The 25,759-nt window shown below is 72.9% G+C and carries 22 protein-coding genes and 1 tRNA gene; 16 read left to right on the top strand and 7 right to left on the bottom strand.

From position 1 onward, the window contains the following. Positions 1–63 precede the first annotated feature (63 nt). Positions 64–975, bottom strand: a complete 912-nt coding sequence (locus ABZ441_RS26920) for a TetR/AcrR family transcriptional regulator C-terminal domain-containing protein (protein WP_358978734.1) — start codon at positions 973–975, stop codon at positions 64–66. A gap of 116 nt (positions 976–1,091) precedes the next feature. On the opposite strand from ABZ441_RS26920, the gene ABZ441_RS26915 reads away from it, so the two are divergent. After that, complete coding sequence (locus ABZ441_RS26915; RefSeq protein ID WP_358978723.1) at positions 1,092–2,657, top strand: MFS transporter; 1,566 nt, start codon at positions 1,092–1,094, stop codon at positions 2,655–2,657. 79 nt (positions 2,658–2,736) lie between these two features. Here ABZ441_RS26915 and ABZ441_RS26910 read toward each other — a convergent pair whose 3' ends face one another. Continuing rightward, positions 2,737–3,297 (bottom strand): SMI1/KNR4 family protein, encoded by a 561-nt coding sequence (locus tag ABZ441_RS26910; protein WP_358978722.1) that lies wholly within the window; start codon positions 3,295–3,297, stop codon positions 2,737–2,739. Between the two features lie 240 nt (positions 3,298–3,537). Between ABZ441_RS26910 and ABZ441_RS26905 the strand changes: the two genes are divergently transcribed. Continuing rightward, on the top strand, positions 3,538–5,862 hold the full coding sequence (locus ABZ441_RS26905; protein ID WP_358978718.1) for a SpoIIE family protein phosphatase: 2,325 nt from the start codon (positions 3,538–3,540) through the stop codon (positions 5,860–5,862). Positions 5,863–5,871: 9 nt separating this feature from the next. Here ABZ441_RS26905 and ABZ441_RS26900 read toward each other — a convergent pair whose 3' ends face one another. Next, on the bottom strand, positions 5,872–6,096 hold the full coding sequence (locus tag ABZ441_RS26900) for a DUF4287 domain-containing protein (RefSeq protein ID WP_358978716.1): 225 nt from the start codon (positions 6,094–6,096) through the stop codon (positions 5,872–5,874). A 238-nt stretch (positions 6,097–6,334) separates the two neighbouring features. Between ABZ441_RS26900 and ABZ441_RS26895 the strand changes: the two genes are divergently transcribed. The 3 genes from ABZ441_RS26895 to ABZ441_RS26885 are packed head-to-tail and all read left to right on the top strand — an operon-like array spanning position 6,335 to position 11,009. After that, positions 6,335–6,850 carry a hypothetical protein gene (locus ABZ441_RS26895; RefSeq protein ID WP_358978714.1) on the top strand — a complete coding sequence of 172 codons (516 nt, stop codon included), beginning with the start codon at positions 6,335–6,337 and terminating at the stop codon, positions 6,848–6,850. 5 nt (positions 6,851–6,855) lie between these two features. Then, the gene (locus ABZ441_RS26890) at positions 6,856–9,585 is read left to right on the top strand and encodes a substrate-binding domain-containing protein (RefSeq protein WP_358978712.1); all 2,730 of its coding nucleotides are present in this window, start codon (positions 6,856–6,858) and stop codon (positions 9,583–9,585) included. After that, entirely contained in the window at positions 9,582–11,009 is a 1,428-nt protein-coding gene (locus ABZ441_RS26885; protein ID WP_358978710.1) for an extracellular solute-binding protein, read from the top strand. The genes ABZ441_RS26890 and ABZ441_RS26885 overlap by 4 nt, the downstream gene beginning before the upstream one ends. A gap of 17 nt (positions 11,010–11,026) precedes the next feature. Here ABZ441_RS26885 and ABZ441_RS26880 read toward each other — a convergent pair whose 3' ends face one another. Continuing rightward, positions 11,027–12,034: an SEC-C domain-containing protein gene (locus ABZ441_RS26880; protein ID WP_205020135.1), complete on the bottom strand. Its 1,008-nt coding sequence runs from the start codon at positions 12,032–12,034 to the stop codon at positions 11,027–11,029. 281 nt (positions 12,035–12,315) lie between these two features. On the opposite strand from ABZ441_RS26880, the gene ABZ441_RS26875 reads away from it, so the two are divergent. From ABZ441_RS26875 to ABZ441_RS26865, 3 genes are all read left to right on the top strand, one after another. Then, positions 12,316–12,636, top strand: coding sequence for a DUF6412 domain-containing protein (locus ABZ441_RS26875; protein WP_358978825.1), 321 nt, complete (start codon positions 12,316–12,318; stop codon positions 12,634–12,636). Positions 12,637–12,722: 86 nt separating this feature from the next. After that, on the top strand, positions 12,723–13,493 hold the full coding sequence (locus tag ABZ441_RS26870) for a YidC/Oxa1 family membrane protein insertase (RefSeq protein WP_358978707.1): 771 nt from the start codon (positions 12,723–12,725) through the stop codon (positions 13,491–13,493). A gap of 147 nt (positions 13,494–13,640) precedes the next feature. Next, positions 13,641–14,501: a fumarylacetoacetate hydrolase family protein gene (locus ABZ441_RS26865; protein ID WP_358978705.1), complete on the top strand. Its 861-nt coding sequence runs from the start codon at positions 13,641–13,643 to the stop codon at positions 14,499–14,501. A gap of 81 nt (positions 14,502–14,582) precedes the next feature. Here the strand turns inward: ABZ441_RS26865 and ABZ441_RS26860 are convergent, their stop codons facing one another. Together ABZ441_RS26860 and ABZ441_RS26855 are read right to left on the bottom strand one after the other, a co-directional pair. Beyond that, positions 14,583–15,062, bottom strand: a complete 480-nt coding sequence (locus ABZ441_RS26860) for a heme-degrading domain-containing protein (protein ID WP_358978703.1) — start codon at positions 15,060–15,062, stop codon at positions 14,583–14,585. Beyond that, a complete protein-coding gene (locus ABZ441_RS26855) occupies positions 15,059–16,165 on the bottom strand; it encodes a Gfo/Idh/MocA family oxidoreductase (RefSeq protein WP_358978701.1) in 1,107 nt (368 codons plus the stop codon). The genes ABZ441_RS26860 and ABZ441_RS26855 overlap by 4 nt, the downstream gene beginning before the upstream one ends. 109 nt (positions 16,166–16,274) lie before the next feature. Between ABZ441_RS26855 and ABZ441_RS26850 the strand changes: the two genes are divergently transcribed. The 5 genes from ABZ441_RS26850 (at position 16,275) to ABZ441_RS26830 (ending at position 20,725) form a co-directional block, all read left to right on the top strand. After that, positions 16,275–17,420: an ROK family transcriptional regulator gene (locus ABZ441_RS26850; protein ID WP_358978822.1), complete on the top strand. Its 1,146-nt coding sequence runs from the start codon at positions 16,275–16,277 to the stop codon at positions 17,418–17,420. A gap of 189 nt (positions 17,421–17,609) precedes the next feature. After that, complete coding sequence (locus ABZ441_RS26845; RefSeq protein WP_358978699.1) at positions 17,610–18,485, top strand: hypothetical protein; 876 nt, start codon at positions 17,610–17,612, stop codon at positions 18,483–18,485. A gap of 142 nt (positions 18,486–18,627) precedes the next feature. After that, positions 18,628–19,422, top strand: coding sequence for an HAD-IIA family hydrolase (locus ABZ441_RS26840; protein ID WP_205020142.1), 795 nt, complete (start codon positions 18,628–18,630; stop codon positions 19,420–19,422). A 66-nt stretch (positions 19,423–19,488) separates the two neighbouring features. Further along, positions 19,489–20,052: a hypothetical protein gene (locus ABZ441_RS26835; protein ID WP_358978696.1), complete on the top strand. Its 564-nt coding sequence runs from the start codon at positions 19,489–19,491 to the stop codon at positions 20,050–20,052. Position 20,053: 1 nt separating this feature from the next. Continuing rightward, a complete protein-coding gene (locus ABZ441_RS26830) occupies positions 20,054–20,725 on the top strand; it encodes a class F sortase (RefSeq protein ID WP_358978694.1) in 672 nt (223 codons plus the stop codon). A 435-nt stretch (positions 20,726–21,160) separates the two neighbouring features. Here ABZ441_RS26830 and ABZ441_RS26825 read toward each other — a convergent pair. Further along, positions 21,161–21,234, bottom strand: a tRNA-Lys gene (locus ABZ441_RS26825). Positions 21,235–21,403: 169 nt separating this feature from the next. Between ABZ441_RS26825 and ABZ441_RS26820 the strand changes: the two genes are divergently transcribed. From ABZ441_RS26820 to ABZ441_RS26810, 3 genes are all read left to right on the top strand, one after another. Further along, positions 21,404–22,690 carry a peptidoglycan-binding protein gene (locus ABZ441_RS26820; protein ID WP_358978692.1) on the top strand — a complete coding sequence of 429 codons (1,287 nt, stop codon included), beginning with the start codon at positions 21,404–21,406 and terminating at the stop codon, positions 22,688–22,690. Positions 22,691–22,727: 37 nt separating this feature from the next. Next, a complete protein-coding gene (locus tag ABZ441_RS26815; protein WP_358978689.1) occupies positions 22,728–24,881 on the top strand; it encodes an SPFH domain-containing protein in 2,154 nt (717 codons plus the stop codon). Positions 24,882–25,048: 167 nt separating this feature from the next. Then, positions 25,049–25,639 (top strand): lytic polysaccharide monooxygenase auxiliary activity family 9 protein, encoded by a 591-nt coding sequence (locus tag ABZ441_RS26810; RefSeq protein ID WP_358978687.1) that lies wholly within the window; start codon positions 25,049–25,051, stop codon positions 25,637–25,639. Positions 25,640–25,759 lie beyond the last annotated feature (120 nt).

The raw sequence follows: 25,759 nt of genomic DNA, 5'->3' as shown, positions 1-25,759 counted from the left end.
CGACATAGGGGAATCCCCGGTGAATTCGGCCAACGGCTGATATTGGACGCGCGATTCAGGGCCTCACGCCGGTTTCGCCCCCTCCACCAGCCCCTCCACCCCGTCCAGCACCCGCGCCAGTCCGAACTCGAACAGGGTGCCCAGCTCCAGCTCGAAGTCGTCGGTGCCGAAGAACGTGGACAGGACCGGGTAGGCCGCGGTCGCCTGGATCGCGTCCATGCGGGGTTCCATCGACGTCATCCACTCCTCCGCCGTCATTCCGCTGTCCTGTCGCGCCTGGGCCTCCAGTTCGGCGGCCATCGCGATGCCCTGGGCGTAGGCCAGCACCGTGAGGTGGACGTGCAGCATCTGCTCCGGGGTGAGGTCGAGGCCGGTCAGGGTGGCCAGGACCCGTTCCGTGTACTGCATCGCGTTCGGGGAGGCCATCGGGCGGGTGAGGCCGGCCATGGCCCGTGCCAGCCAGGGGTGTTGTGCGTACTGTCTCCACAGCCAGCGTGCCTCCCGTTCCAGCCGCGGGCGCCAGCCCGTGGGCCGGGGGCCGGTCGGGCCGCTGCCGAACACCGACTCCGACATCAGCCGGACGAGCTCGCCCTTGCTCGGAACGTGTCGGTAGAGCGCCATGGTGGACGTGCCGAACTCCGTCGCGATACGCCGCATCGAGAGCGCCGCGAGGCCCTCCGCGTCCACGAGTTCGATCGCCGTACGGATCACACGCTCGCGGCTCAGCTGCCGGCCGGGAGCCGGGGCGGGTTTCCGGCCGCTCTCCGCGACCACCGTGCCGATACCGGGCACCGCCTGCACCAGCCCTTCCTGGTTCAGCGCCCCGAGGGCCTTCGTCGCGGTGGCCATCGCGACGCCCCACTCCTGTGTGATGCGGCGGGTGGAGGGGACCGCGTCGCCCGGGCCGAGCTCACCCGAGGCGATGCGGCGGCGGATCTCCCCGGCGATGCGGAGGTAGGGCGGTTCGGTCGTCATGGCGATCACCGTACTAGTGCACCTGTCGTTGCCGCAGCCCTTTCGTCACGGGGTTCTCGCGGGTGCACTAGGTTGCTGTTTGCGGTGTACGTGTCCGGCCCGCTTCCGTGCTTCGTATGGAGAACACACCCGGTCCCCGTGCGGGCCGCAAGGAATGGACGGCCCTCGGCGTCCTGATGCTGCCGCTGCTCCTCGTCTCGATGGACGTGTCCATCCTCTACTTCGCGATCCCGTACATCAGTCAGGACCTGGAGCCCAGTGCCACACAGCAGTTGTGGATCCTGGACATGTACGGCTTCGTGCTCGCCGGCCTGCTCATCGTCATGGGCGCCCTCGGCGACCGCATCGGGCGGCGCACGCTGCTCCTGGCGGGAGCGGCCGTCTTCGGGGCGGCATCGGTGGCCGCCGCGTACGCGCACTCCGCCGAAGTGCTCATCGCCGTACGTGCGTTGCTCGGCCTGGGCGGTGCCGCGCTGATGCCCTCGACCCTCGCCCTGATCCGCAACCTCTTCCATGACGCGAAGCAGCGCGGAAAGGCGGTGACCATCTGGACGGGCGTCATGACGGCAGGTATCTCGCTGGGGCCCGTCGTCAGCGGGCTGCTGCTCGAACACTTCTGGTGGGGCTCGGTGTTCCTCGTCGCCCTGCCCGCCATGGTGCTGCTGCTCGTGCTGGTGCCGTTCCTGGTGCCGGAGACCGCGACCGTCGCCCGTGGCCGCTTCGACGTGCTCAGCGCCGTGCTCTCCCTCGGCTCCCTCCTCGCCGTCATCTACGGCATCAAGGAATGGGCCCGGCACGGTTACGAATCGCTGCCCGCGCTCTGCATCGGCGTAGGGCTTCTGCTCGGCGTGGTCTTCGTACGCCGTCAGAGGCGCCTCGCCCACCCGATGATCGACCTCGGCCTGATCGGCCGACGCGCCTTCGGCGGTCCGGTGCTCGCCGACCTGCTCGCCATGTTCGCCACGGTGGGCATGGCCGTCTTCTTCACCCAGTACCTGCAGTCCGTGCTCGGTCAGAGCCCGCTCACCGCCGCGCTGTGGAGCCTGGTGCCGGCGGCGGGCGTGGCCCTCATGGCACCGACCGGCGCCGCGCTCGCCCAGCGGATCGACCGTGCGTACGTCATGGGGGGCGGCTTCTTCGTCGCCGCCTGCGGATTCCTCTGGATGGCGCAGCTGCGCACCGACTCACCCCTGTGGGTCGCCCTCGTCGGCGCGGCGGTGTACGCGGGCGGGCTGGTCGCCGCCATGACCCTCGCCAACGAGACCGCGCTGGGCGCGGCACCTCCGGAGCGCGCCGGATCGGCGGCGGCCGTGCTGGAGTCGGGGCAGGAACTGGGCGGCGCCCTGGGCATGGCGATCCTGGGCTCCGTCGGCGCCGCCGTCTACAGCCGGGACATGGCGGACGCCCTGCCCCCGGGAACGCCGCATGCCGACGCGGTGCGCGAGACCCTGGGCGGCGCGTCCGCCGTCGCGGAAGGACTGCCGTCCGCGACCGCGGACGCCCTGCTGACGGCCGCGCGGGACGCCTTCACCCACGGGCTGGGCATCGCCGCGATCGGCGCGGCCGTGGTCATGGTCTGTGCCGGGGTCTTCTCGATCGCGCTCCTGCGGGGTGTGGCCGGGCGGGCGCCCTCCGCACCCCCGTCCCCGGACCCCCACCGGCCCCCGGCGCCGGTCGGCTGATCCACCGGCCCCCGGCGCCGGGGTGTCGAGCCGTCGGCCCGGCGCCGGCCGGCCGGTCCGCGCGCCTCCGCCCGCCGGCTCAGCGGGCCAGCGCCTCGATGCCTTCGTCGAACGCGGGGAACTCCGCCCGGGTCCCGGTGACGATCTCCTCCGCCGTCCGGCGCGGGGTCGTCGCGTGCCGTTCGGCGATGCCGGTCAGGCGCCGGTCGGGCCGGGACTCGAACGCGTCGGCCAGCGCGGCCTCCATCGGTCCGTAGCCGTCGGCCAGAACCCACAGGAAGTCGGAGAGGCTGCCCGCCACCACGCCGCACTCGCCCTCCGACCCCAGGAACACCACCGGCTGGTCGGCGAGGGGCGCGCCCGGCCGGGCGCGCCAGATCATGGCCCGGCCCCCCGCGCCGTCCTGGCCGAAGACGAGGTACGCGCCGCCGTCGACCTCGCCGTTGCCCGTCCAGGCGCGGAAGAGCTCGGTGGTCCACTCGGCGGACTCGAAGTCCGTGCACAGCTCGAAGTCGATGCGGTAGTCCCCCTCGTCACGGGCCTCACCCGTGACGTCGTGGCCGTAGTAGAAGTCCACCTCCGCCACCTCGGCCAGGGCTGCGGGAAAAGCGCGGTCGGCCGTCTCGGCTGTGTCGCTCACCGGCACAGGCTATGCGGCCCCTCCGACAGCCGGCCGCCGCTCCGGCGGCGGACCGGGAGGCGCCCCCTCGCCCCGGAGCTGCCGGCAGCCGCGCCCACGGCACACCGGCCCGCCACCCACGGCCCGACGCCCGCTCCGGTCGCGAGCGGCGGACGGGGGGCCGATGCTGGAATGCGTACGTGTCCGCGTGCGCGGAGGCTCGGTCGCGGGTCTCGTGAGGGGGGCGAAGGAGCTGGGCTCATGGCTGATGCGCCCCTGATGGTCGTGGACGGCGCCGGAGTGGTCACCGGGTGGAGCCGGGCGGCCGAGCGGCGCTTCGGGCCCGCCACCGCCGATGCGCTGGGCCTGCGGCTGATGGACGTACTGGCGAACGACAACCGGCGGGCGGGCCGGGGCGAGGGGATGCCTCCCGGGCTTCGCCTGGAGCCGCTCGCGGGAGACGGCTGGGCCGTCTGGTCGACCGAGGCGGGCGCCGGGCATGGCACGGACGGCGACGTCGTCGAGGCGGCGTTGCTGAACGTGATGTTCACGCAGGCGCGCGTACGGGTCCACGTGCTCGACCCCGAACTGCGCATCCTGCGGATCAACGACCCCCCGACGGACCCCCACACCGAGCCCGACCCGGCCGAGACCGAGCGGCTGCGCGGACGGCCCTTCCGCGAGGTGTGCGCGTTCGACGAACCGGACCGGGTGGAGTTGTTCATACGGGAGGTCCTGCGCACCGGCGCACCCGGCGTCGAGCGGCTCTTCCGCACCGCCGCCGGTGACGTGCCCGGCAGGCGTCGCGCCCTCTCCCTGACGGCGTTCCGGCTCCAGGAGGGGCACGGGGTGCGACAGAGCGACGACGGCAGGGTGCTGGGGGTCGCCGTCTCCATGGTGGACGTGAGCGCGGAGATCAGGCGCCGGGGCCGGGACGCGGCCCTCGCGGCGGTCCGCGACAACGTGGGCCGCACGCTGGACGTCGACGCGACCTGCCGTGACCTCGTGGATGCGCTGGTGCCCGGCTACGCCGACGTCGGCGTGGTCGAGGTCGTCGACGCGGTCCTGCGCGGTGAGACCCCCGAGCCAGGCCCGCTCGACCTGGACGTACCGCTGCGGCGCGCCGCGTACGGCGGCAGCAACCGGGCCGCCCACCCGGTCGGGGACATCCGGGCGGTGGTCCCCGGGACCCCCTACCAGCGGGCCCTCTCCGATCGGCGGATCCGCGTCCTCCCACTGGCGGACGCCGCGTGGGCGGACGCGGACGCGGCACGTGTGGGGGCCATCCGGCACGTCGGCGCGCACACCCTGCTGGTGGCCCCGCTGACGGTGCGCGGGGCCGTCCTCGGGCTGGTGAGCCTCTACCGGTGCGGTGACTCCGAGCCCTTCGACGAGGGGGACGTTCCCGTGGTCGCGGCGATGGCGTCCCGTGCCGCACTCGGCATCGACAACGCCCGCCGCTACGTCCACGAGTTCACCATCGCCAGTGCCCTCCAGCGGCGGCTGCTGCCGCAGCACACCGCGCCCCAGCCCGCCGTCGAGGCGGACCACCTGCTGCTGCCCGGCGGGGACGCCGGCCACTGGTTCGACACGATCGCCCTGTCCGGGGCACGCACGGCCTTCGCCATCGGGGAGGTGGCCGAGCGCGGCATCCACGCGGCCACCACCATGGGGCAGCTGCGGACCGTCGTCCACGCTCTGGCCGCCCTCGACCTGGAGCCCGACGAGCTCGTCGCGCGGCTGTACGACACGGCGGCACGACTGGCCGCTGAACGCGCCCAGCTGCCGCACAGCGACCCCCTGCACAAGGAACCACTGGCCGCTACCTGCGCCTACGCGGTGTACGACCCGTTCACCGAGACGTGCGTCATCGCATCGGCGGGCCATCCCGCCCCCCTCGTTGTCGAACCGGACGGCGCGGCCTTCGTGGTCGGCCTGCCCGTGGGGCCACCGCTGGGGACCGCGGACCGGGCTCCCGTCGCGGCGGTGTCCGTCCCGCTCATGGAGGGCAGCCTGATCGTGCTCCACAGCAACGCGCTGCGGGGCCACGCCCAGCCCACCTCGGGTGCCCTGCGCCAGGCGCTCATGCCGACGAACCGGCCGATGCGGGACCTGTGCGACGCGGTCGCCCACGCCCTGCCCGACAGCCCTGAACTCCGGGGTGCCGCCCTGCTGCTGGCCCGGACGCACGCCATGCCCCAGGACCGGTACGCCGCCTGGGAACTGCCCTACGACAAGACGGCCCCGGCCACCGCCCGCCGACTCACGTCCAAGACGCTGGCGGAATGGCACCTGGAGGGCGACACCGGTGACGCGACCGAGCTGATCGTCAGCGAGCTGGTGACCAACGCCGTGCGCTACGGCAGTCCGCCGCTGAAGCTGCGCCTCATCCTCGACCGGGGGCTGACCTGCGAGATCCGGGACGGCAGCACCACCGCCCCGTACATGAAGTACGCGGGAGTGGTCGACGAGGGTGGGCGGGGGCTCTTCATCATCTCCCAGCTGGCCTCGCTGTGGGGCACCCGGTTCGCCGCGGAGGGCAAGACCGTCTGGTCGGAGCAGGCGATCTCCGGGGAGAAGGCCTGAGCGCGGGTCCTACTCGCCCCCCTTCGTCTCCTTGTCCTCGGCGAGCGTGTGCGCGACCAGGGCGTTGGCGTGGCCGTGGCCCAGACCGTGTTCGGTCTTCAGCCAGGAGACGATCTCCATGTGCCCGGTCAGCGGTGAGGAGCGGATGAGGCCCTTCCACTCCGAGATCGGGCGGCCGTGCTTCTTCTCGATCGAGGGGAAGTAGCTCGCGGGGCCCTTCGCAGCTTCCGTCATGTCCGTATGTCCCGTCCGTCGGTGAGTCCGTCGTGGTGGGCCCACGGGTGGCCGTGGGGCTCTCGGACTGTATGACTCCCGGCAGCCGCAGAAGTGATCGGTGGGTGTGCGACAGCTCGCAGGGGAAGCGGTGTAAAGAGGTGACCGGCGTCAACTGGCGTGAAATACTTGCGCGTTCAGTGGCCCAGCCCGCTCCGGGGCGAGGGTGACGGTGTCTGCGTGGCTGATGGGGGCGGGTATGGCGGACGGGACGAACACGGGCGTGCGGGAGCAGGGGCAGGGGAAGACCGAGTTACGGATCAGCCTCGGCGGGACGCACACGCGGCGCGACGACCTCGAAGCCCTGCACACCTGGCTCGAGAACGCGTCGGTCCTCGAAGGCGCCCTGGAGCGGGGCGACCTCACGCTGGAGCGCGCGGACTCGTACACGCAGACCGAGACGATGAGCGGGGAGCTGATCCAGGACATCATCCTCGTCGTGTCCGTGGAGGTGGCGCGCTCCGTGTCGGAGAACGTGTGGCGGTCCGTGGAGACGTGGCTGCGCAACCGGCGCCGGTTCGCCGACCCGGAGGAGACGCCGCGCGTCACCCTCGACGGGCCGGCCCAGGGGCCGGGCTCCGACCTGAGCCGTGACACCGACACCGATCCCGGCGCCGGACCGGACACGGGCCGGGCCACGGGTCCCGACGCCGGGCCACCCGAGCCCGGTGGGCGCAATCCGACGCGTGGTGGCGACGAGCCCGGAGAGGTCTAGCAGCTGTGCCGCCGTACGACGCGCGCGGCGAGGGGAACAGGGCGAAGCGGCACAGAGCGGTGCTCATCGGGGTGGAGCGTTACAAAGGCGCTCGCAACGACCTTCCGGCTGTTGCCACGAACCTCCGCCTCATGCGCGATGCCCTGACAGCCCGACACAGCGGAGTGCTCGGCCCGGAGGATCTCGTCGTGATACCCGCGGACGGCGGCTCGGCGGCCGCCGTCGATCCGCTCCGGGTGCGTGAGGCGCTGACCGCCGCCCGTGACGAGGTGACGGGGCTGCTGGTCGTCTACTTCGCCGGACACGGCATCGTGCGCCCCGACGGCAGCGACCTCAACCTGATGTTCACCGACTCGCGGGTGACCACGGACCGGAACCACCCGTTCGTGGACACACTGTCCTGGCGCGACGACATCATGCCCGAGCTGCGCTACGCCCGCGCCGACTGGGTCGTCGTCATCCTGGACTGCTGCTTCGCCGGCAACGCCCTCGGTGCTTTCAACCCCCTCGGCGGACAGAACTTCGCCCTGCTCACCGCTGCGGCGCCGGGCGTGGAGATCCCGCCCGGCGATCCGGGCACCGGCACGGAGTTCACGGCCGCCCTGCACCGTCTGCTGACCGAGGGCGTGGGGGAGCCGGTCACCTTCACCCGGATCGTCACCGGGATACGCGTCGCGATGGCACCGCTCAAGGCCGTCGACGGGCATCCATGGTTCCCGGACGAGCGGCGCCATGGAGACGACGTGGTGCTCGCACTGGCGGCGGGCGAGGGCGAGGGCCACAAGCCGAACAAACTGCGGACGCTGATAGGGAAGTTGGTGGCGCGGCTGTCCGCCGCGGTGTCCCCGCGCCGTCTGCTCCACGCCTTGGCCCGCCGTATGACGCGTACGGCCGCCCTCGCCCTCGCCGGTGTCGTCGCGCTGGCCGGGCTCGGCGCGTGGTACCTCCTGGGCCCGCCCCCCGGCGGCTGCGGATCGCCCCTGGAGCTGCGCGTGCTCACGGACCCCGACCTGCGGCCCACCGTCCAGAAGGCCGCCGACGCCTACCCCAAGCGGGACGGCGACCGCTGCCGGACCGTCAGCATCAACGTGTACGACGCCAAGGCCACCGACGCCGTGGCGGCCTTCCGGTCCTCCTCGCTCTGGCAGGAGCCGCCGGCCTCCTGTCCGTCCTCGGGCGACTGCCTGCGGCCCCAGCGGAACGTGGGCGCCCAACCGGACATCTGGATCCCGGCTGCCGGCAGCGCGTGGCAGCGGGCCACGGCCGGCGGGTCGGGCGGCGGTACCGCCTCCGCCGCGGCCGGGTCGGAAAAGCCCGGCGCGGAGGAGCCCGGCGCGGAGGAGCCTGCCGCGGAGGAGTCCGCCGCGGAGGTGGGCAAGAGCGTCGTGGACCTCGACCGGCTGGGTTCCGTCGCCTACACGCCGATGGTCCTCGGCGTGCCGGACACCATGCGCCTGCCGCAGTCCCTGCAGACCGACGACCCGCTCGACACGATCGTGTCCGCCCTCAAGGACGCCCAGGAGGTCGTGATCCTGCGTCCCGACCCCGAGGGCACCGAAGGCGCCCTCCTGGCGACCGGTGCGCTCTACGCCGCCTCCGGCTCCGGGCGCGAGTCCGCGGTCGAACAGGACATCGCCAAGGCCCTGCGGCCCATGCCCTCCACCGCGCGGGAGCTGATGTGCGCGCTGGCCGACGGTCAGCCCGACGACGTGGAGGACCGGGCGGCGGTCCTCGTGCCGGAGCAGACCCTGGCGCTGTTCAACCTGTCGGCGGGGGTGGCCGGCCGCCCCGACTGCGCGACGGAGGCGCTGAAGCACCGTGTGGCCCACTACCCCTCCGACGTGCCGATGCTGGACCTTCCGTTCGTCCGGGTCACATGGGCCGGGGCGGACCGGGACGCCGACGTGCGCAAGGCGGCCGTCGAGGACTTCTACCAGTGGCTGGTCACGGACCCGGACGCGCAGAAGCGCTTCACGGACGACGGTTTCCGCGGGGTCGGCAAGGGTGCGCCGGCCCCGCCCGAGGACGACTCCGTGCTGCGGTCCGAGGACAACACGACGGCCGTGCGCGAGCAGATCCCGGCAACCGGCGAGGGCGCCGACACGGCCGCGTCGTTGAGTGACACCCTGAGCCGCTACCGGGGGGCGCTCGGCGCCGGCCGGGTCCTGTACCTCCTCGACAACTCGACCTCGACCGAGGCGAAGCGGGTCTGGGGCGGCACCGGTGGTGCCAAGGAACTGGTCGCCCGCTCGATGACCTCCCTGGGCGCGAAGGACTCGTTCGGGGTCCGGACCACGGCCGTCGACAACGGAGAATCGGCCGTGGATCTCGTGAAGTTCGGGCAGAGCAGCAGGGCAGCGGCGCAGAGGACGGTCGTCGGTGCGAAGACCGCCGCCTTCGACGCCCGCATCGCGGCGGGCCTGAGCGAGGGGCTCAAGACCCTGCGCGACGACCTCGGCCACACGGAACAGCCGCGGCTCCTCGTCCTGGTCACCGACGGCGAGGACCTCGAGGCCGTCACGGCTGAGGAGCAGAAGGAACTGGTCGAGGAGGCGGGCAGGGCGCCGCTCGTGAGGATCGTGACGGTCGCGCTGCGGAACGGCGCATGCACGCCCGGCCGGTTCGGCGACCGGCTCGCCGGGGCGAGCGGCGGACGCTGTCTGGACCCCGGCGACGACGTCGCGGCCGAACTGGCGGCGGAGGTCGCCAGGACCGGGACGGGGGACGCGGAATGACCCACTGCGCCCGTCACACCGGCCGCCGCCGGGCCGGTAGCGCCGTGACCCTCGGCTGCCTGCTCGCGCTCCTCTCCGCCGCCTGCACGGGAGGGCCCGAGGACACCCAGCAGTCCGGCCAGGAGAAGGCCCCGGGCCCCATCGTCGTCGCCAGCGGGCTCGACGTCACCGGCTCCGGAAGCGTGCGGCAGCAACTCATCGAGGAGTGGAACCGCCTGCACGCCGGGTCGAAGGCGCTGCAGGCCAAGCTCGTCGAGCTGCCCGGCGGCGCCGACCAGCAGCGCAGCCAGCTCCTCGGCGCCCTGCAGTCCGGCAGCGCCCGTTACGACGTGGTGAACCTCGACATCACCTGGATCCCCGAGTTCGCCGAGGCCGGACTCATCAGCCCGATGCCGGTCGCGGAGACCGGAGCCGCCGACGACGCCGACTTCATCCGCAGAGTCCACGACACCACCGTCTGGAAGAACCGGTCCTACGCCCGGCCGTTCAACACCGACGTCGGACTCCTCTACTACCGGCCCGACCTGCTGACGGGTGCCGACATCGAGGTGGACAGGCAGCCCAACGCCAACTGGACGTGGGACCAGCTCTACTCCTCCGTCAACACCCTCGGACTGAACCCCGTCCGGCGCGACGACCTGGCGGGCTGGACCACACAGCTGAAGCAGTACGAGGGGCTGACCGTCAACACCGTCGAGGCGTTCGCCGACGCGGGTGTCGAGCTCACCGACGGCGAAGGGAAGTACAGCTCCAGCGCCGGCGAGCTGAAGGAGGGGCTCGACGAGCTCCTGGACCGCGTCGACCAGGGCCGCGTCCAGCCCGCCGCGACCACCTCCGACGAGACGGCCTCCCTCGCCGACTTCGCCGAGGGCCGCGCCGTCTTCCTGCGGCACTGGCCCTACGCCTACGGAGCCCTGGACAGCCTGATGGGCTCGAAACCGTATGCGGTGAACCGGCTGCCGGGGAAGGCCGTGCTCGGCGGGCAGAACCTCGCCGTCACCGCCGGCTCCGCCCACGCCGACGGCGCACGCGCGCTCATCACCTTCCTGACCTCACGGGAGAGCGAGCGCTGCCTGCTCGACGCGGGCTTCGCGGCGACCCGGGCCTCCGTGTACGGCAGCACCGCGAAGCCGTGCTGGCCCCGTGTCGCCGCCGCGCTCCGGCCCGCCGGTGACGCGCCGAAGACGGCCAAGGGGGAGGACGCGGCGGAGGGACAGGGGCCGAAGGCTCGTGCCGTGTACATCCGCATCCTGGGCGCGGCGCTGACCGAAGCGGTGCAGCGGCCGCGCACCCCGTACTACGGCGCGTTCACCCAGGTGCTGCAGTCCCATGTGTACGCGCTGCTGACGGCGAAGCGGCCCGACACCGCAGAAGCCGCAGAGAAGCTCGACGCGGCGCTGCGGGAGGTGTTCGCGGGGCGGTGACCGGAGCGGGCCGCCCCTCAGGCCGCCCCGTGGCACTCGCGGTACGAACGCCCCGAGCCGCACCAGCACGCCGCGCTGCGCGCCGGGGGCCACGGGACGGCGCGGCCGCGGGCCGCCAGCGTCGTGGCGTACTGGGGGAGCAGGTCGGGGTCGGACGGGGACGCGGCCTCCGACGCGGCGAACGCCTCGTAGGAGGGGACCGTGCCCGTCACGATGCCGAGATTCGGCGTACCCGTGGCATGCAGATCCCGCAACGCCGCCTCGAGCCGCGCCAGGTGGTCCTCGTGCGAGACGTACTCCTGGGCCAGCTCCGGGTAGGCGCTGAGGAGCTCGCGCAGCTCGTCCCCGGGCCAGTGCAGCACCGCGACGGGGAACGGGCGGGACAACGCACTGCGGTAGGTGCCCAGCTCGGCGCGGAGCCGGTTGATCTCCGCCCGCAGCTCGCCCGGGTCCGAGGAGCCGAGGGCCCACAGGCGCTTGGGGTCGTGCAGCTCGTCGAGGGGGACGGCGGCCGTGTGCAGCGCGTCGGTCAGCTCGTCCCACGCGTCATGGGCGACACCCATCAGCCTGCGCACCCGGTGCCGCCCGACCAGCAGCGACTGGGTGGCGTACGGGACTTCCTCGCCCGGGGCGAGGAGCAGCGTCAGCGCGGTCGAGAAGAAGTCGTGGGCCGCCTCCAGCTCGTCGTGCGCTTCGAGCGTCTCCGCGGCGATCTCCCACGGGGCCGCGTCGAGCGGGCCGGCGGTACGGATGCCGTCGATGATCGCGCGGGCCTCCGCCTCGTGGCCGTACTCCCACAGGTTGGATGCCTTGAGTGCTTTGACCAGATGCGGATGCTCGATGGTGATGTCGGTGGAAACGAGCAGTTCGTCATAGAGGGTGGTCGCGCGGGCGCGCTCACCGGCGAGCTCCAGATGGGCCGCGGCCTGGAGGAACAGCGGCTCGCGGTCCTCGGGATACTGCGCCGCGGTGCGCAGCAGGCGCTCGGCTTCGGTGGTGTGGTCTGCAGGCGTGTCGGGGCGCATGGCCACACGGTACTGCGGGACGGGCGTGAGGTGAGAGGGTGCGTGCCGGAGCGCTGGTGAAGGCCGGAGGGCGGCGGGAAGAACACTCGGCGCTCCGGCCGGGACGGCTCCGCGGGAAGGCCCGCCGGGGAACGGCCCCGCAGGGGGAGGGGCCCGGCAGCCGTGAGCCGCCCGCCCCTCGGCTCCGCCGGTCGCCGGAGGCCGATCGTGTATAACGGCTGAAGGACACGACCGGGCGCGGAACGACTCGGAACGAAGGGGGAGGGCTGGTGAACGACGACATGAACCGTGTGCGCCGTGCGGTCGTCCGTCTCTTCCGCTCCACCGCCCTCGTCGTCCTGTTCCTCACCGAGGTCCTCCTCGCCGAGGACGGCAGCCTCTCGGCCGCCGTCGCCCTCGCGGCCACCGCGGCCGCCGGCTCGACGCTCCTCCTCTGCTCCGTGATCAGCGCCCGCTGCGCCGCCCCCGTACCCCGTACGAGAGTGCGCACCGCCATGCGCGACCGGGAGAAGCGCACCGCGTTCCTCCCGCAACGGGACCCCGACGCCCGGGGACGCACCAGGCCCCGAGCGCCCGGGACCGCCCTCCTGACGGCCGCGTAGAGGGCGCACCTTCCACGACCCTTCCGCGCGGGCCGTCCTGCCGAGTTCCACTCCCCGGCACGACGAGACCCCCGGAGGGCTCACCCATGTCCGCATTCATGTCCGCTTTCGCGAGCCTGGTCGGCGCATTCGCCGACCTGCTCCAGCCCCTCTTCCAGAACGCGTCCACCGCCGCCGCGATCGTCCTCTTCACCGCCCTCGTGCGCCTCGCCGTCCACCCCCTCTCACGCGCGGCGGCACGGGGGCAGAAGGCCCGCACCAAGCTCCAGCCGCAGATCGCCGAACTGCGCAGGAAGCACTCCAAGAACCCCGACCGGATGCAGAAGGCGCTCATGGAGCTCCACGCGAAGGAGAAGGTCTCACCCCTCTCCGGCTGCCTGCCGAGCCTGCTCCAGATGCCCGCCTTCTTCCTGCTCTACCACCTCTTCTCCAGCCAGAGGATCGGCGGCGACCCGAACTCGCTGCTCGGCCACGAGCTCTTCGGCGCCCCGCTCGGCGAGCGCTGGCACGACGCGCTGGCCGACGGCGGCCCCTTCGGCGGACAGGGGCTCGTCTACCTCGCGCTCTTCGTGATCGTCGCCGCCGTCGCCACCTTCAACTACGGCCGCACCAAGAGGCAGATGGCCGCGAACCCGGTCACGCCGGCCACCGGCCCGGACGGACAGCCCGTGCCGGGCATGGGCGCGATGACGAAGGTCATGCCGCTGATGTCCTTCCTCACGCTCTTCTCCGTGGCCTTCGTGCCGCTCGCAGCGGCCCTGTACATCGTCACGAGCACCACCTGGACGGCCGTCGAGCGCGCTTACCTCTACCGCGAGACCCCGGCGACCGAGGCGGCTGTCGCCCCCGCGGTCTGAGCGGCGCGACGCCGGCGGTGAACAGGTCCGGGTCCAGTGTGTGAACAGGGTCTTGCGGAGTGATCCGATGTCTTGGAGGATCGACCAAGCCTTTCGCTGGCCGCAACCCACCGACGGGCTCGATCTCGACCAAGGAGAGATGGACCGTTGAAGCTTCTTCGTGTGGGTACGGCGGGCTCGGAACGCCCCGCACTCCTTGACCGTAACGGGACCTTGCGTGACCTTTCGGGCCTCGTCACCGACATCGACGGCGATCTCCTCGCCGACGCCTCGGCCCTGGCCCGCGTGCGCGAGGCGGCCCAGACGCCCGACGTCCTGCCCCCGCTCGACGCGAACGGCCTCCGCATCGGGCCGCCCGTCGGGCGGATCGGCAAGATCGTGTGCATCGGGCTGAACTACCACGACCACGCCGCAGAGACCGGGGCCGCGATCCCGGACGAGCCGATCCTGTTCTTCAAGGCCCCCGACACCGTCGTGGGGCCCGAGGACACGGTCCTCGTGCCGCGCGGCAGCCGGAAGACCGACTGGGAGGTCGAGCTCGCGGTCGTGATCGGCCGTACCGCCCGCTACCTGGACTCCGCCGAGCAGGCGATCGGGCACGTCGCCGGATACGCGACCGCGCACGACGTCTCCGAGCGGGAGTTCCAGATCGAGCGCGGCGGTACCTGGGACAAGGGCAAGAACTGCGAGACGTTCAACCCGCTGGGGCCCTGGCTCGTCACGGCGGACGAGGTGCCCGACCCGCAGGCGCTGCCCCTGAGGCTGTGGGTCAACGGGGAACTGAAGCAGAACGGCACGACGGCCGACCAGATCTTCTCGGTCGGCGAGGTCGTGCGCTACCTGAGCCACTTCATGACGCTCTACCCGGGCGACATCGTCAACACGGGCACCCCCGCCGGGGTGGCCATGGGCCGGCCCGAGCCGAAGCCGTACCTCCGGGCCGGAGACGTGGTGGAACTGGAAGTGGAGGGGCTGGGACGGCAGCGCCAGGAACTCAAGGGCGCGTAGAGCACGCCCCCCGGGCGCCGCGGCGCGCCTGTGCGAACGGCCGCCGGGGCGCCCCGGCGGCCGTTCGCGGTACACCCGGACTCAGTCCCGGGGCCGCGCCGTGAACTGCTCCAGCGCCTCCACCACCAGCGCGTGGTCCTCGGCCTGCGGCAGCCCCGAGACCGTCACCGAGCCGATCACCCCGGCACCCTCCACGGCGATCGGGAACGAACCGCCGTGCGCGGCGTACGTGTCCGGGTCCAGCCGCGAGGACTGCTCGAACGTGGTGCCCTTCGCCCGGAAGCGCGTACCGACCAGGTAGGAGCTCTCCCCGTACCGCTCCACCACCTTCCGCTTGCGGTCGATCCAGGCGTCGTTGTCCGCGCTCGAACCCGGCAGTGCGGCGTGGAACAGCTGCTGGCCGCCCCGCCGGATGTCGATCGCGACCGGCGCGTGCCGTTCACGGGCCAGTGCGACCAGCAGGCCGCCCAGCGCGTAGGCCTCGTCGTAGCCGAAACGCGGCAGCGTCAGACGCCGCTCCTGCGCGATCAGCTCGGAGATGGTCGGAGCGTCGGGGCTCATGCGTGCTGCTCCTCGTCGTGGTGGGGAAGAAGGGTCACGGACACGCCCTCACGGGCCGAGCGCCGCGCCGCTTCCAGGACGTCCAGCGCGGCGGCGGCCTGCAGCGCCGTCACCGGGTTGCCGCCCCCGCCGCGCAGCGCGGCGGCCACGGCGGCGTAGTACGCGGGATAGTCGCCCGGGAGCGTGCGGACCGGATCGCCGCCGCCGGTCAGCGGGGACTCCCCGGAACCGATCCGGCCCCACAGCTCCTCCGGCTCCACGCCCCACGGCTCGCCCGCCGTCGGACGCGCCCCCTCACGCAGGGCGGCCTCCTGTGGGTCCAGGCCGTACTTCACGTAGCCCGCCTTCGAACCGAGCACCCTGAAGCGCGGGCCGAGCTGCGCCGTGGTGGCGCTCGCGTACAGGTGCGAGCGCACCCCGTTGGCGTGGGTGACCGCGATGAACGTGTCGTCGTCGGCCGCCGCACCCGGGCGGCGTACGTCGGACTCCGCGTACACCTGCACCGCCGGCCCGAACAGGGTGAGCGCCTGGTCGACGACATGGCTGCCCAGGTCGAACAGCAGCCCGCCGATCTCCTCCGGGTCACCCGACTCGCGCCAGCCGCCCTTCAGCTGCGGACGCCACCGCTCGAAGCGGGACTCGAAACGCTGCACCTCGCCGAGCTCACCGTCCTCGATCAGACCGGCCAGCGTGAGGAAGTCGTTGTCCCAGCGGCGGTTCTGGAACACGGAGAGCAGCAGCCCCCGCTCCGCGGCCAGCGCGGCCAGCTCACGGGCCTCGGCGGCCGTACCGGCGAGCGGCTTGTCCACCACCACCGGCAGCCCCGCCTCCAGGGCCGCCCTCGCGAGCGGGACATGGGTCTTGTTCGGCGAGGCGATCACGACGAGGTCCAGCTCGTCCGCGCGCGGCCACAGCTCTTCCGGCGAGGCCGCGAACCGCACGCCGGGGAACTCCGCGCGGGCCTGCGCCTGACGCTCCTCGTTCGACGTGACGACCGTGTCGAGGACAAGGCCCTCGGTCGCGGAGACCAGCGGGGCGTGGAAGACGGAACCCGCCAGGCCGTAGCCGACGAGCCCGACGCGGAGAGGAGCGTTGGCAGTCATGCCAACCACTTAAGCAACGCTGTTGCCAAAGTGCAAGCGATGGGGACAATGGAGCCGTGAACAGGAGCAGCAGGTGAACAGGAGCAGCAGCAGGAGCGGCGGGGCCAACATGCCGACCCTGCGCCACCACAACGCGTCGCTCGTCCTCGACCTGCTGCGCGTGGCCGGTGAGCAGGGCATCAGCCGGCTGGAGCTCGCCGAGCGCACGGGGCTCACCCCGCAGGCCGTCAGCAAGATCACCGCCAGGCTCCGCACGGAGGGCCTCGCCGCCGAAGCCGGCCGGCTCGCCTCCACCGGCGGCAAGCCCCGCACCGTCCTGCGGCTCGTCCCGGACGCCGGATACGCCGTCGGGCTCCACCTGGACCGTGACGAACTCACGGCCGTCCTCGCCGATCTCGCCGGCACCACCGTCGCGACCCGCACCTTCCCGCTCGACCTCGGAGCCCCGGCCGCCGAGGTCCTCGCCACGGCCGCCCACGCGGTGCGGACGGTACGGGCGGACGCACCCGATGCCCCCCGGACCGCAGCCCGGCGGGTATTCGGTGTGGGCGCGGCCCTGCCCGGCCCACTGGACCACCGCAGCGGAGTGCTGCACCGGGTCACCGGCTTCCCCCGCTGGGACGGCTACCCGCTGCGCGACGCCCTCGCCGAGCGCACCGGGCTGCCGGTCGTCGTGGACAAGGACACCAACGCCGCCGCCCTCGGCCTCGCACTGCGGGAACGCGCCGGGACCGACTTCGTCTACCTCCACCTGGGCACCGGCCTCGGCGCCGGGCTCGTCCTCGGTGGGGTCCTGCACCGCGGGGCCCGTACCGGCGCCGGAGAGTTCGGACACCAGACCCTCCAGCTCGACGGCCCCCCGTGCGACTGCGGAGGGCGCGGCTGCATCGAGGCGCTGTGCCTGACCGCCGTCGCCCGCGGCGACATCCCCGAGGCGGCCAGGGTCCTCGGTGCGGGTGCCGCCAACCTCGTCGGGCTGCTCGACATCGACCGGGTCGTCCTCGGCGGCCGTACCGTCGCCGCCCACGAGGGTGCCTACGTGAGCGGCGTCCGGGCCGTCATCGAGGAGCGCGCCCGCCGGGAGGGCGTCACCGCCTCCGTACCCGTCACCGTGGCCGGCGGAGGCGACCGCCCCGTCGCCGAGGGAGCGGCCCAACTGGTCCTCGCCCCGCTCTTCGGCCGGGCGGGCGAGGACGGCGGCGAACGGGACGGGGCACCGGCCGGCCCGCCGGACAAGGCCGTTCGGGCGGATTAGGACGCCCGAACGGCCGGTCCGGGCCGCCGACGGGTGGCGGCCCCCGGCGGGCGCGTGGCAGCGTCGCCGACCGAAACGTACTGCCACGGCCGTACGGCCGGCCGCGCGTGGCGGCGTCGCCGCTCCCGCCGACGCCACCGCGCCCCGGTCGTTCGCCCCGGCCGTTCGCGAGCAGCGAAGGGTGACCCCATGTCCGCCAGACCCCCCGCACGACTGCGCGACGGCCGCGCCCTGACCCGCCTCGGACTGGCCGCCGGACTGGTCGTCCCGGCCGGCCTCCTCGGCGCCCCGGCCGCCATCGCCATCCCGGTCACCGCCCCCGCCGTGACCGGCATCGCGGCAGCTGCCGCCGGCCCGGAGCTCCCCGCCTGCGGTGATCCGGACGGCGAGGACTTCCCCATCGAGACCCGGATCCACGGCGGCCCCGACACCTACGCCTCCGGCGGCGGCTACGGGACCTGGTACCTCGACCTCACCAACACCACCTCCGGGTCGTGCCGCTCCATCCACCCCGTCCTGGTCCTCGCCGACGAGGACCGGACGCTCACGGCCGAACAGATCCAACTGGAGTTCACCGAGCGGGCCCACCCCGACGAGGAACACCGGGTGAGCTGGGAGTCCACCGACCGCGACGAGCAGATCGGCGTCTTCGGCAGCGGGGAGCAGGGTGACGACTTCCCCGGCTTCACCGTCCCCGCGAAGAAGACGGTCACCGTCGAGGTCCGGATGGCGTTCACCTCCGACACCCGGCCGGGGAAGGTCACCGCCCACGCCGCCATCGTCCAGCGCCGCGCCGTCCAGGAGGGTGCCGGGCAGGCCGGCAGCGCCGCCGACGGCGACTGGGTCGGCGAATCCGCCGCCTACTCCTTCGCCGTCGTCGAGGGCGGCATCGAGGCACCCGAGGACACCGGGAGCGCGGCGGAGGCGGACGGCGGCCACACCTCCGAACTCGCCCGCACCGGCCGGGCCCGCGCACGCTGGGCGGGCCTGGCGTCCGGGGCGCTCGTCCTCGCCGGAGCCGCCGCCATGGTCCACGCCAGGCGGCTGCGCGGAGGCGGCCGCTGATCCGGTACGGCGGCTCCCCGTGATCAGCCGGTTCCGTCCGGCGGAGGGGGCGGCCTAATATCGGGGCGTCGGCGCTGCACAACGCGGTGCCGCCGGCGTCCAGCACCTCGAGTGCACAGTGCGTACGGCAGGAGCCCGTCACATGGCAGAGCGCAAGCCGATCGAATCCTGGCTGACCGACATGGACGGCGTCCTCATCCACGAGGGCACGCCGATCCCCGGGGCCGACGCCTTCATCAAGCGACTGCGGGATTCCGGACTGCCCTTCCTCGTCCTCACGAACAACTCCATCTACACCGCTCGTGACCTGCACGCGCGCCTCAAGCGCATGGGGCTGGACGTGCCCGTGGAGAACATCTGGACCTCCGCCCTGGCCACCGCCCAGTTCCTGGACGACCAGCGGCCGCGCGGCACGGCGTACGTGATCGGCGAGGCGGGGCTCACCACCGCGCTCCACGACATCGGCTACGTACTGACCGACCACGAGCCCGATTACGTAGTCCTGGGGGAAACCCGGACGTACAGCTTCGAGGCGCTCACCAAGGCGATCCGGCTGATCAACGGCGGCGCCCGCTTCATCTGCACCAACCCGGACGAGACCGGCCCGTCCGCCGAGGGCCCGCTCCCCGCGACCGGCTCGGTCGCCGCGCTGATCACCAAGGCCACCGGCAAGGCGCCGTACTTCGCGGGCAAGCCCAACCCGCTGATGATGCGGACCGGGCTCAACGCCATCGGCGCCCACTCCGAGACCTCCGCCATGATCGGTGACCGGATGGACACCGACGTGCTCGCCGGTCTGGAGGCGGGCATGCAGACCTTCCTGGTCCTCACCGGCCTGACCACGGAGGTCGACATGGACCGCTACCCCTTCCGGCCCTCCACGGTCGTCGACTCGATCGCGGACCTCGTCGACCTGGTCGACCTGCCCACCCCGTAACCCGACCGGGCTACAGCGGATGCGGGCCGCCGCCCGACGCGTGAACCTTCCCTCAGGAGGTTTACGATGCGTTCACTGCCCCTCACTTTCTGTGCCGCCCTGGTGGCCGGGACGATAGCCCTGCCCGCGTCCGCCGCACTGGCCGCCCCCGCGGCCGACGAACCCAGGGACGAGAAGCGTTCCGGAACGGTCTCGGTCAGTCCGTCCCGTGTCTCCCCCGGCGGGGAGGTGGAGCTCCGGGTCGACGTCTGCGGCAAGGGCAGGTCGGCCCGGGGGAACTCCGAGGCGTTCGTCTCCGAAGCGCGCTTCGAGCCGGGGGGCGGCAAGGAGCTCGTCGCCGAGGCCCGGATCCGCTCCGACGCCGCACCCGACGACTACGAGGTCTGGGTGACCTGCAAGGACGGCCACGGCAAGGCCACCGGCACGGTCACCGTCGTCCACCACGGCCGCCCCTCACCCGTCGCCCCCGTGCGGGCCGGCGGCGGTGGCACCGCGGTGCTCGCCCAGGAGACCGCGGCCGACGAGGGCCCCGGCACCCGGCACGCGGTGATCGGCCTCGGGCTGGGCGCCGTCGCGGCATTCGCCGTCGCGCTCCGCAGCGCACGCCGCCGCCGTCCGGCGCAGCACTGACATGTCCACCCCGGACCGTTCCGCCGGAACAGGGCGCCTGCTGACCGGCGTCGCCTGGGCCGTCCTCCTGCTGGGTCTCTGGCTGTGGGGCCGTGCCGCCACCGCCGGCAACTCCGCCCCGACGACCGGTGACGTAGCTGCGGTCGGCCGCCCCCTCGGCGTGCCGCTGCCCCCGGCCCACGATCCGCTCGACGGCGCCGCGCCGCAACGGGTCGAGCTCCCGTCCGCCGGGGTCGACGCGACCGTCGTACGACGCGGACTCGACGACGACGGGGCGATCGAGCCCCCGCCCTTCGAGACGCCGGGCGCCGTCGGCTGGTACGCCGAGGGCACCGAACCGGGCACGGAGGGAGCCGCGCTCTTCGTCGGCCATGTCGACACCGAGACGAAACCCGCCGTGTTCTACGGGCTCAGCGCCGCCAGGCCCGGCGAGAAGATCCGGGTGAGCCGGTCCGACGGCAAGGTCGCCGAATTCACCATCGACGACGTCCAGGTCTTCACCCGGGAACGCTTCGACGCACAGAAGGCGTACGGGCCGCGCGAGGACGGGCGGGCCGAGCTCCGGCTGATCACCTGCGGCGGCACGTACGACCAGGAGTCGCACGCGTACACGGCCAATGTCGTCGTGTCCGCGTACCTGACGGCGGAGAAGAGCGCCGACCGGAGCACATAGGGAACGGGATGCGCGGCGCCGTGAGGAACGGCGCGCGGATCCGCCGAAACGCCCTGGGCGGGACGACCCGGCCCGGTCGGCGCCGGCTCCTCCTCGGAGCCGCCGGCCGGGCCGGTCCTCCACCGCGGTGTCCGGGCCGCGGGAGTGGCCCGGACACGACGCGGGAGGCCGCGGGTGGTTCGTACCGACAGGACACTGTAGAGCGACGGCGCGTGGCGTCCGGAGGTTTTCCGGCAGGATGTCCGGATCCATGCGGAAGCGCCGTTGTTCTGCCGGTCGCCCGACGGCGTCGACGTCCTGGTCGTCCCTCCGCACGCAGGACTCTGAGTGAGTCATACCTGTGCCCGCGTCAGCGTGGTCCCCAGGGGTGCTTCCCGCATCCGGGGGACATGAGCGAGGCCCCCTCACCATGGGTGAGGGGGCCTCGCTGTTGCGTGCGCCGTCAGGGACTCGAACCCCGGACCCGCTGATTAAGAGTCAGCTGCTCTAACCAACTGAGCTAACGGCGCCTGCTGACCTGGAGAACTTTACCCGATGCGGCGGAGTGCTCCCGACCAATTCCTCTCCCGCCCGGCCTGTCGGATGGTCGTTTTTTCCCTTTAGTCCGTCACCATGAGATATGCCAGGAAAGAAGAAATATAGAAGATTTGGGCGATTGTCGAAAGGAAGAGGAGTCGCATGACTGTGCCGGTCTTCGAGGAGTACGAACCCACCGCCGACTGTGGCTGTCCTGGCTGCGCGCAACGCCGCCGTACGGCCGCCACGCTGCCCGTGCGTCTGGGCGGGCACCCCGCCGCGCACGGTGCGCGGCGGGCGCTGGTGCTGGTCACCGCGGCGGGGGTGGTCCTGTCCTGTGGTGCCGGCGGGGCCGCCGCCACCACCGTCGGACGCGAGGCCCGCGCCGGAGCCGAGGCCGACCCCCAGCCGGTCACCCCACAGGGCCCGGTGGGGCCCCTGAACAGCAGCGGAACCTCGGGTCCGCCCTCCGCACCGGGTACGGCGCAGCGCACGACGACCAGGACCGAGATCATCACCCGCGCGAAGAAGTGGGTGACGGCGAAGGTCCCTTACGACATGGGCGCCTACTGGTCGGACGGCTACCGGCAGGACTGCTCCGGATTCGTGTCGATGGCCTGGAACCTCGGCAGCAACGAGTGGACCGGCAGCCTCGCGGCCTTCGGGACGAAGATCGCCCGGGCCGATCTGGAGCCCGGCGACATCCTCCTCTTCCACAACCTGGCCGACCCCGCGGTGGGTTCGCACGTCACGGTGTTCGGCGGCTGGACCGACCACACGCACAGCCACTACCTGGCGTACGAGCAGACCCGCCCGAACGCGCGGCAGGCGACGACGCCGATGGCGTACTGGAGCAACTCCTCCAAGTACGTCGCTTACCGCTACAACGGCATCGTCAGCGGCGCGAGCGGCAGCGGCTCGGCCACCGCGTTCCCTGGGGCCGGGAAGTTCGGTCCCGGCGCGGACAACGCACACGTGACCCGGCTCGGGCAGCTGCTCATCGCCCAGGGCGGCAAACGGTTCTACGAGCAGGGCGCCGGACCGCGCTGGAGCGACGCCGACAAGCGCGCGACGCAGGCCTTCCAGCTCGCGCAGGGGTGGAAGGGCAAGGAGGCCGACGGTGTCCCCGGCCCGCACACCTGGCGGCTGCTGGTGGGCGGAACCGGCCGGAAGATCCCCGCCTCCGGGGCCGGCGGCTCCCCGAGCGGGGCCGCGGCATATCCGGGGAAGAGCTTCTTCGCTCCCGGGCAGTCCAACAGCCATGTCCAGAAGCTGGGCGCCCAACTGGTGAAGAGGGGATACGGCACGCACTACGCGACGGGCCCCGGCCCGCGCTGGACGGAGGCGGACCGCCGGAACGTCGAGGGATTCCAGCGCGCACAGGGCTGGCGGGGGAGCGCGGCCGACGGATACCCGGGGCCGGAGACATGGCGGCGGCTGTTCGCATGACGGCTGAAGCGACGGAACGGACATGACGGAGGCGGGAATGCGATCCACGGAGAACGTACGGGGCGAGTGGGACGAGCTGGGCGAGCGGGACACGCGGGTGATCCTGCCCGGGCCTGGTGCGGGGGACGGGCGGGGGCAGGCGTCCGGCGAAGTACCGCCGGTGACACAGACGTACGACGCCGGGGTGCCGGGGCCCGGCGCGGAGTCGGCGGGGGCGATGAGCACGGCGACGGAGCTGGAACCGGCTTCGGTCCTTTCTGCCACCGCTGCCCCTTGGGCCCCCTGGGCCCCTTCGGCCCCTTTGGTGGGGCAGCCCGCCGTGGCACCGGTGGAGCCGCCTGCCGTGATGCGGGCGGCTCCACCGGCTGGGGAGGACGAAACCGTGCCGGCTGATCCGGGGCAGCCTCCGGCCGCGGTGACCGCGGCGGACCGAGCCGTCCCGGCGCCAGGCGGAGGCCCGGCGGACCTGGACCTGGACCTGGACCTCGACCCGGCCCCGGACACCGGCGGTGCGCCGGGCGTTCGGCCCGGTCCGGACACGGGTGTGGGGTTGGGCGTTCGGCCGGCCCCGGACGCGGTCGTGGGGCTGGATCCGGCGCCCCGCCCGGAGACTCCGGCTCCGTGTCCGGACCGCGGTCCGGACGTGCACCGGGGTCCGGACCCGATGCCGGTGAGCACTTCGGAGCCGGTTGTCCTGGACCCGCTGCCTGTGATCGGTACCGAGCCGCCGAGTCTGGATCCGGCCTCCGGGCTGTGGTCGCCTCGGGATGCGGCCACGGACGCGTACACGCCCGTGTCCGCCCGTGCGGACACGGAGGTGGCCGACGGCGCGGACACCGAAGCGGCCGCCTGCGCGGGCACGATGCCGTTCGCCCCCGCAGAGGCGGATGCGCGGCCCGCCCCGGTGGACCGGCGGGGCGCGCGGGGGAGTGAGCCGGCGGGCGGGCAGCCGGAGTTCCGGCCCGGCGGAGCTCAGGCGCCGGACGGAGAGGACCGCGCCCCGGCGACGCCCGACGCCGAGACCGCGGACCCGGACGCCGTGTGGGGTGCCGGGCGACGGCGCCCCGTCATCAGCACGGAGACCACCGCGCCCATTCCCGTGCACCTGCTCTTCCGTGACGACGGGCAGGGCCGCGGACCGGCGGGCGCCGACATCACCGCCGCGGGGGCCGCCGGCACCGTCGCGGGGGCCGTGGCGGCGCCCGCCGCAGGGCGGACCGGTGTCCGCCGCCCACCCCCGCCGCGCTCCCCCCGGGCGCAGGCGCCCCGTCGGCCCGCGCCCCCCGCCGACATGCGGCTCACCGAGCGGCCCGGCCCCGTACTGCCCGGCTGGGTCGCGCTGTTCACCGCGGCTGTGGGAACGGCCGCCGGGGTCGCCGTGCTGTGGTGGCAGGGCGCGCTGCCCGCCACCGTGTACGCCCGCCTCGGACTGGTGGCCCGCCCGTACGACGGCATCGGCGTCGTGGCCTGGGCCCTGCTCGGGCTGACGGCGGCCGTGCTGCTGCTCGCACTCTGCGGTCTCGGCCGGGGCCGGGCCGGATACGCCTCGGTGCTGACGCTCTTCGGCGGCTACCGGGGCAGCGTCCATCGCACCGGTCTCCTCTGGGTCTCCCCGCTCCTGCGGCGCCGCCGTGTCGACGTACGCCTGCGGCACTGGCGCAGCGAGCCGCTGCGCGCCGTGGACGCGAGCGGCACCGCCCTGCGGGCCGTGGTCCTCGTCGTCTGGCGGGTGAAGGACACGGTGCGGGCCGCGCTCGGTGTCGCCGACCACGAGCGGTACCTGCGTGACCAGGTGGAGGCGGCGCTGGCGCGGGTGCTCTCGCAGCTGCCCGCGGACGCCTTCCACGAGGACACCCACACACTGCGCGACGCGGAGGCGGTGGGCGACGCGCTGACCCGGATGGTGAAGGCGGACTGCGAGCCCGTGGGCATCGAGGTGTACTCCGCGCAGCCGACCGGGATCGAGTACGCCCCCGAGGTCGCGGCGGCGATGCAGCGGTGCCGGGTTGCGGCGATCGACGCGAAGCACCGGGACGGCGTGCTCACGTCCCTGGTCGACGCGGTGGACGACACGGTCGGCCGGCTGACCGCGCGCGGCATCGTCGAGCTCGACGCCTATGAACACAAGGCCCTGGTCAGGGATCTGACGGTGGCTTTCTACACCGGACGGAGCGGATCGGAGGGTAGCTGATGCCTCCCGACCGCGCGGGAGTACTCGCCGAAACCCGAGGCACATTGGTCTGGACATGTTCATGACGCGTCAATAATCTGGACTTGGTCTAGACCGCACAGCGACGCGCGCAGTACAGCTCAGCAAATCCCCAGAACATCCCCCACGTTCTCGAGGAGCGACACAGCATGCGGAAAAGGGCAAGCGCGGCAGTCATCGGCCTGGCGATAGCGGGCGTCTCCATGTTCGCGACCGGCAGTGCCAGCAGCCACGGCTACACGGATTCCCCCATCAGCCGGCAGAAGCTCTGCGCCAACGGCACCGTCACGGGCTGCGGCAACATCCAGTGGGAGCCGCAGAGCGTCGAGGGCCCCAAGGGCTTCCCGGCGGCAGGGCCGGCGGACGGCAAGATCTGCGCCGGCGGAAACAGCGGGTTCGCCCAGCTCGACGACCCGCGCGGCGGCAACTGGCCCGCCACCCAGGTCACCGCGGGACAGGGCTACAGCTTCCGCTGGCAGTTCACCGCCCGGCACTCCACGAGTGACTTCCGCTACTACATCACCAAGAACGGCTGGGACTCCACCAAGCCGCTCACCAGGGCCGCCCTGGAATCCCAGCCCTTCATGACGGTGCCCTACGGAAACCAGCAGCCTCCGGCCACCCTCACCCACCAGGGCTCCATGCCGACCCAGAAGACCGGGAAGCACATCGTCCTGGCCGTCTGGAACGTCGCCGACACCGGCAACGCGTTCTACGCGTGCTCCGACGTGAAGTTCTGACAGGCGCAACACCCGGGCACGACGCACAGTGGGCGGTCTCCTGGAAGGAGACCGCCCACTGTGGTGTCTGTGCGCCGTCAGGGACTCGAACCCCGGACCCGCTGATTAAGAGTCAGCTGC

Origin of the sequence: Streptomyces sp. NPDC005752 (genome assembly GCF_040630715.1) — a bacterium.
In the GTDB taxonomy this organism is placed as follows: domain Bacteria; phylum Actinomycetota; class Actinomycetes; order Streptomycetales; family Streptomycetaceae; genus Streptomyces.
Note: the sequence above shows the minus strand (reverse complement) of the source record. Positions and strands in the feature narration are given on the sequence as shown.

Excerpts from the sequence above, each read along its gene's own strand:
- ABZ441_RS26920 (WP_358978734.1), bottom strand. The coding sequence starts at position 975 with ATGACGACCGAACCGCCCTACCTCCGCATCGCCGGGGAGATCCGCCGC.
- ABZ441_RS26915 (WP_358978723.1), top strand. The coding sequence starts at position 1,092 with ATGGAGAACACACCCGGTCCCCGTGCGGGCCGCAAGGAATGGACGGCC.
- ABZ441_RS26905 (WP_358978718.1), top strand. The coding sequence starts at position 3,538 with ATGGCTGATGCGCCCCTGATGGTCGTGGACGGCGCCGGAGTGGTCACC.
- ABZ441_RS26900 (WP_358978716.1), bottom strand. The coding sequence starts at position 6,096 with ATGACGGAAGCTGCGAAGGGCCCCGCGAGCTACTTCCCCTCGATCGAG.
- ABZ441_RS26895 (WP_358978714.1), top strand. The coding sequence starts at position 6,335 with ATGGCGGACGGGACGAACACGGGCGTGCGGGAGCAGGGGCAGGGGAAG.
- ABZ441_RS26885 (WP_358978710.1), top strand. The coding sequence starts at position 9,582 with ATGACCCACTGCGCCCGTCACACCGGCCGCCGCCGGGCCGGTAGCGCC.
- ABZ441_RS26880 (WP_205020135.1), bottom strand. The coding sequence starts at position 12,034 with ATGCGCCCCGACACGCCTGCAGACCACACCACCGAAGCCGAGCGCCTG.
- ABZ441_RS26875 (WP_358978825.1), top strand. The coding sequence starts at position 12,316 with ATGAACCGTGTGCGCCGTGCGGTCGTCCGTCTCTTCCGCTCCACCGCC.
- ABZ441_RS26870 (WP_358978707.1), top strand. The coding sequence starts at position 12,723 with ATGTCCGCATTCATGTCCGCTTTCGCGAGCCTGGTCGGCGCATTCGCC.
- ABZ441_RS26860 (WP_358978703.1), bottom strand. The coding sequence starts at position 15,062 with ATGAGCCCCGACGCTCCGACCATCTCCGAGCTGATCGCGCAGGAGCGG.
- ABZ441_RS26855 (WP_358978701.1), bottom strand. The coding sequence starts at position 16,165 with ATGACTGCCAACGCTCCTCTCCGCGTCGGGCTCGTCGGCTACGGCCTG.
- ABZ441_RS26850 (WP_358978822.1), top strand. The coding sequence starts at position 16,275 with ATGCCGACCCTGCGCCACCACAACGCGTCGCTCGTCCTCGACCTGCTG.
- ABZ441_RS26845 (WP_358978699.1), top strand. The coding sequence starts at position 17,610 with ATGTCCGCCAGACCCCCCGCACGACTGCGCGACGGCCGCGCCCTGACC.
- ABZ441_RS26840 (WP_205020142.1), top strand. The coding sequence starts at position 18,628 with ATGGCAGAGCGCAAGCCGATCGAATCCTGGCTGACCGACATGGACGGC.
- ABZ441_RS26835 (WP_358978696.1), top strand. The coding sequence starts at position 19,489 with ATGCGTTCACTGCCCCTCACTTTCTGTGCCGCCCTGGTGGCCGGGACG.
- ABZ441_RS26830 (WP_358978694.1), top strand. The coding sequence starts at position 20,054 with ATGTCCACCCCGGACCGTTCCGCCGGAACAGGGCGCCTGCTGACCGGC.
- ABZ441_RS26820 (WP_358978692.1), top strand. The coding sequence starts at position 21,404 with ATGACTGTGCCGGTCTTCGAGGAGTACGAACCCACCGCCGACTGTGGC.
- ABZ441_RS26815 (WP_358978689.1), top strand. The coding sequence starts at position 22,728 with ATGCGATCCACGGAGAACGTACGGGGCGAGTGGGACGAGCTGGGCGAG.
- ABZ441_RS26810 (WP_358978687.1), top strand. The coding sequence starts at position 25,049 with ATGCGGAAAAGGGCAAGCGCGGCAGTCATCGGCCTGGCGATAGCGGGC.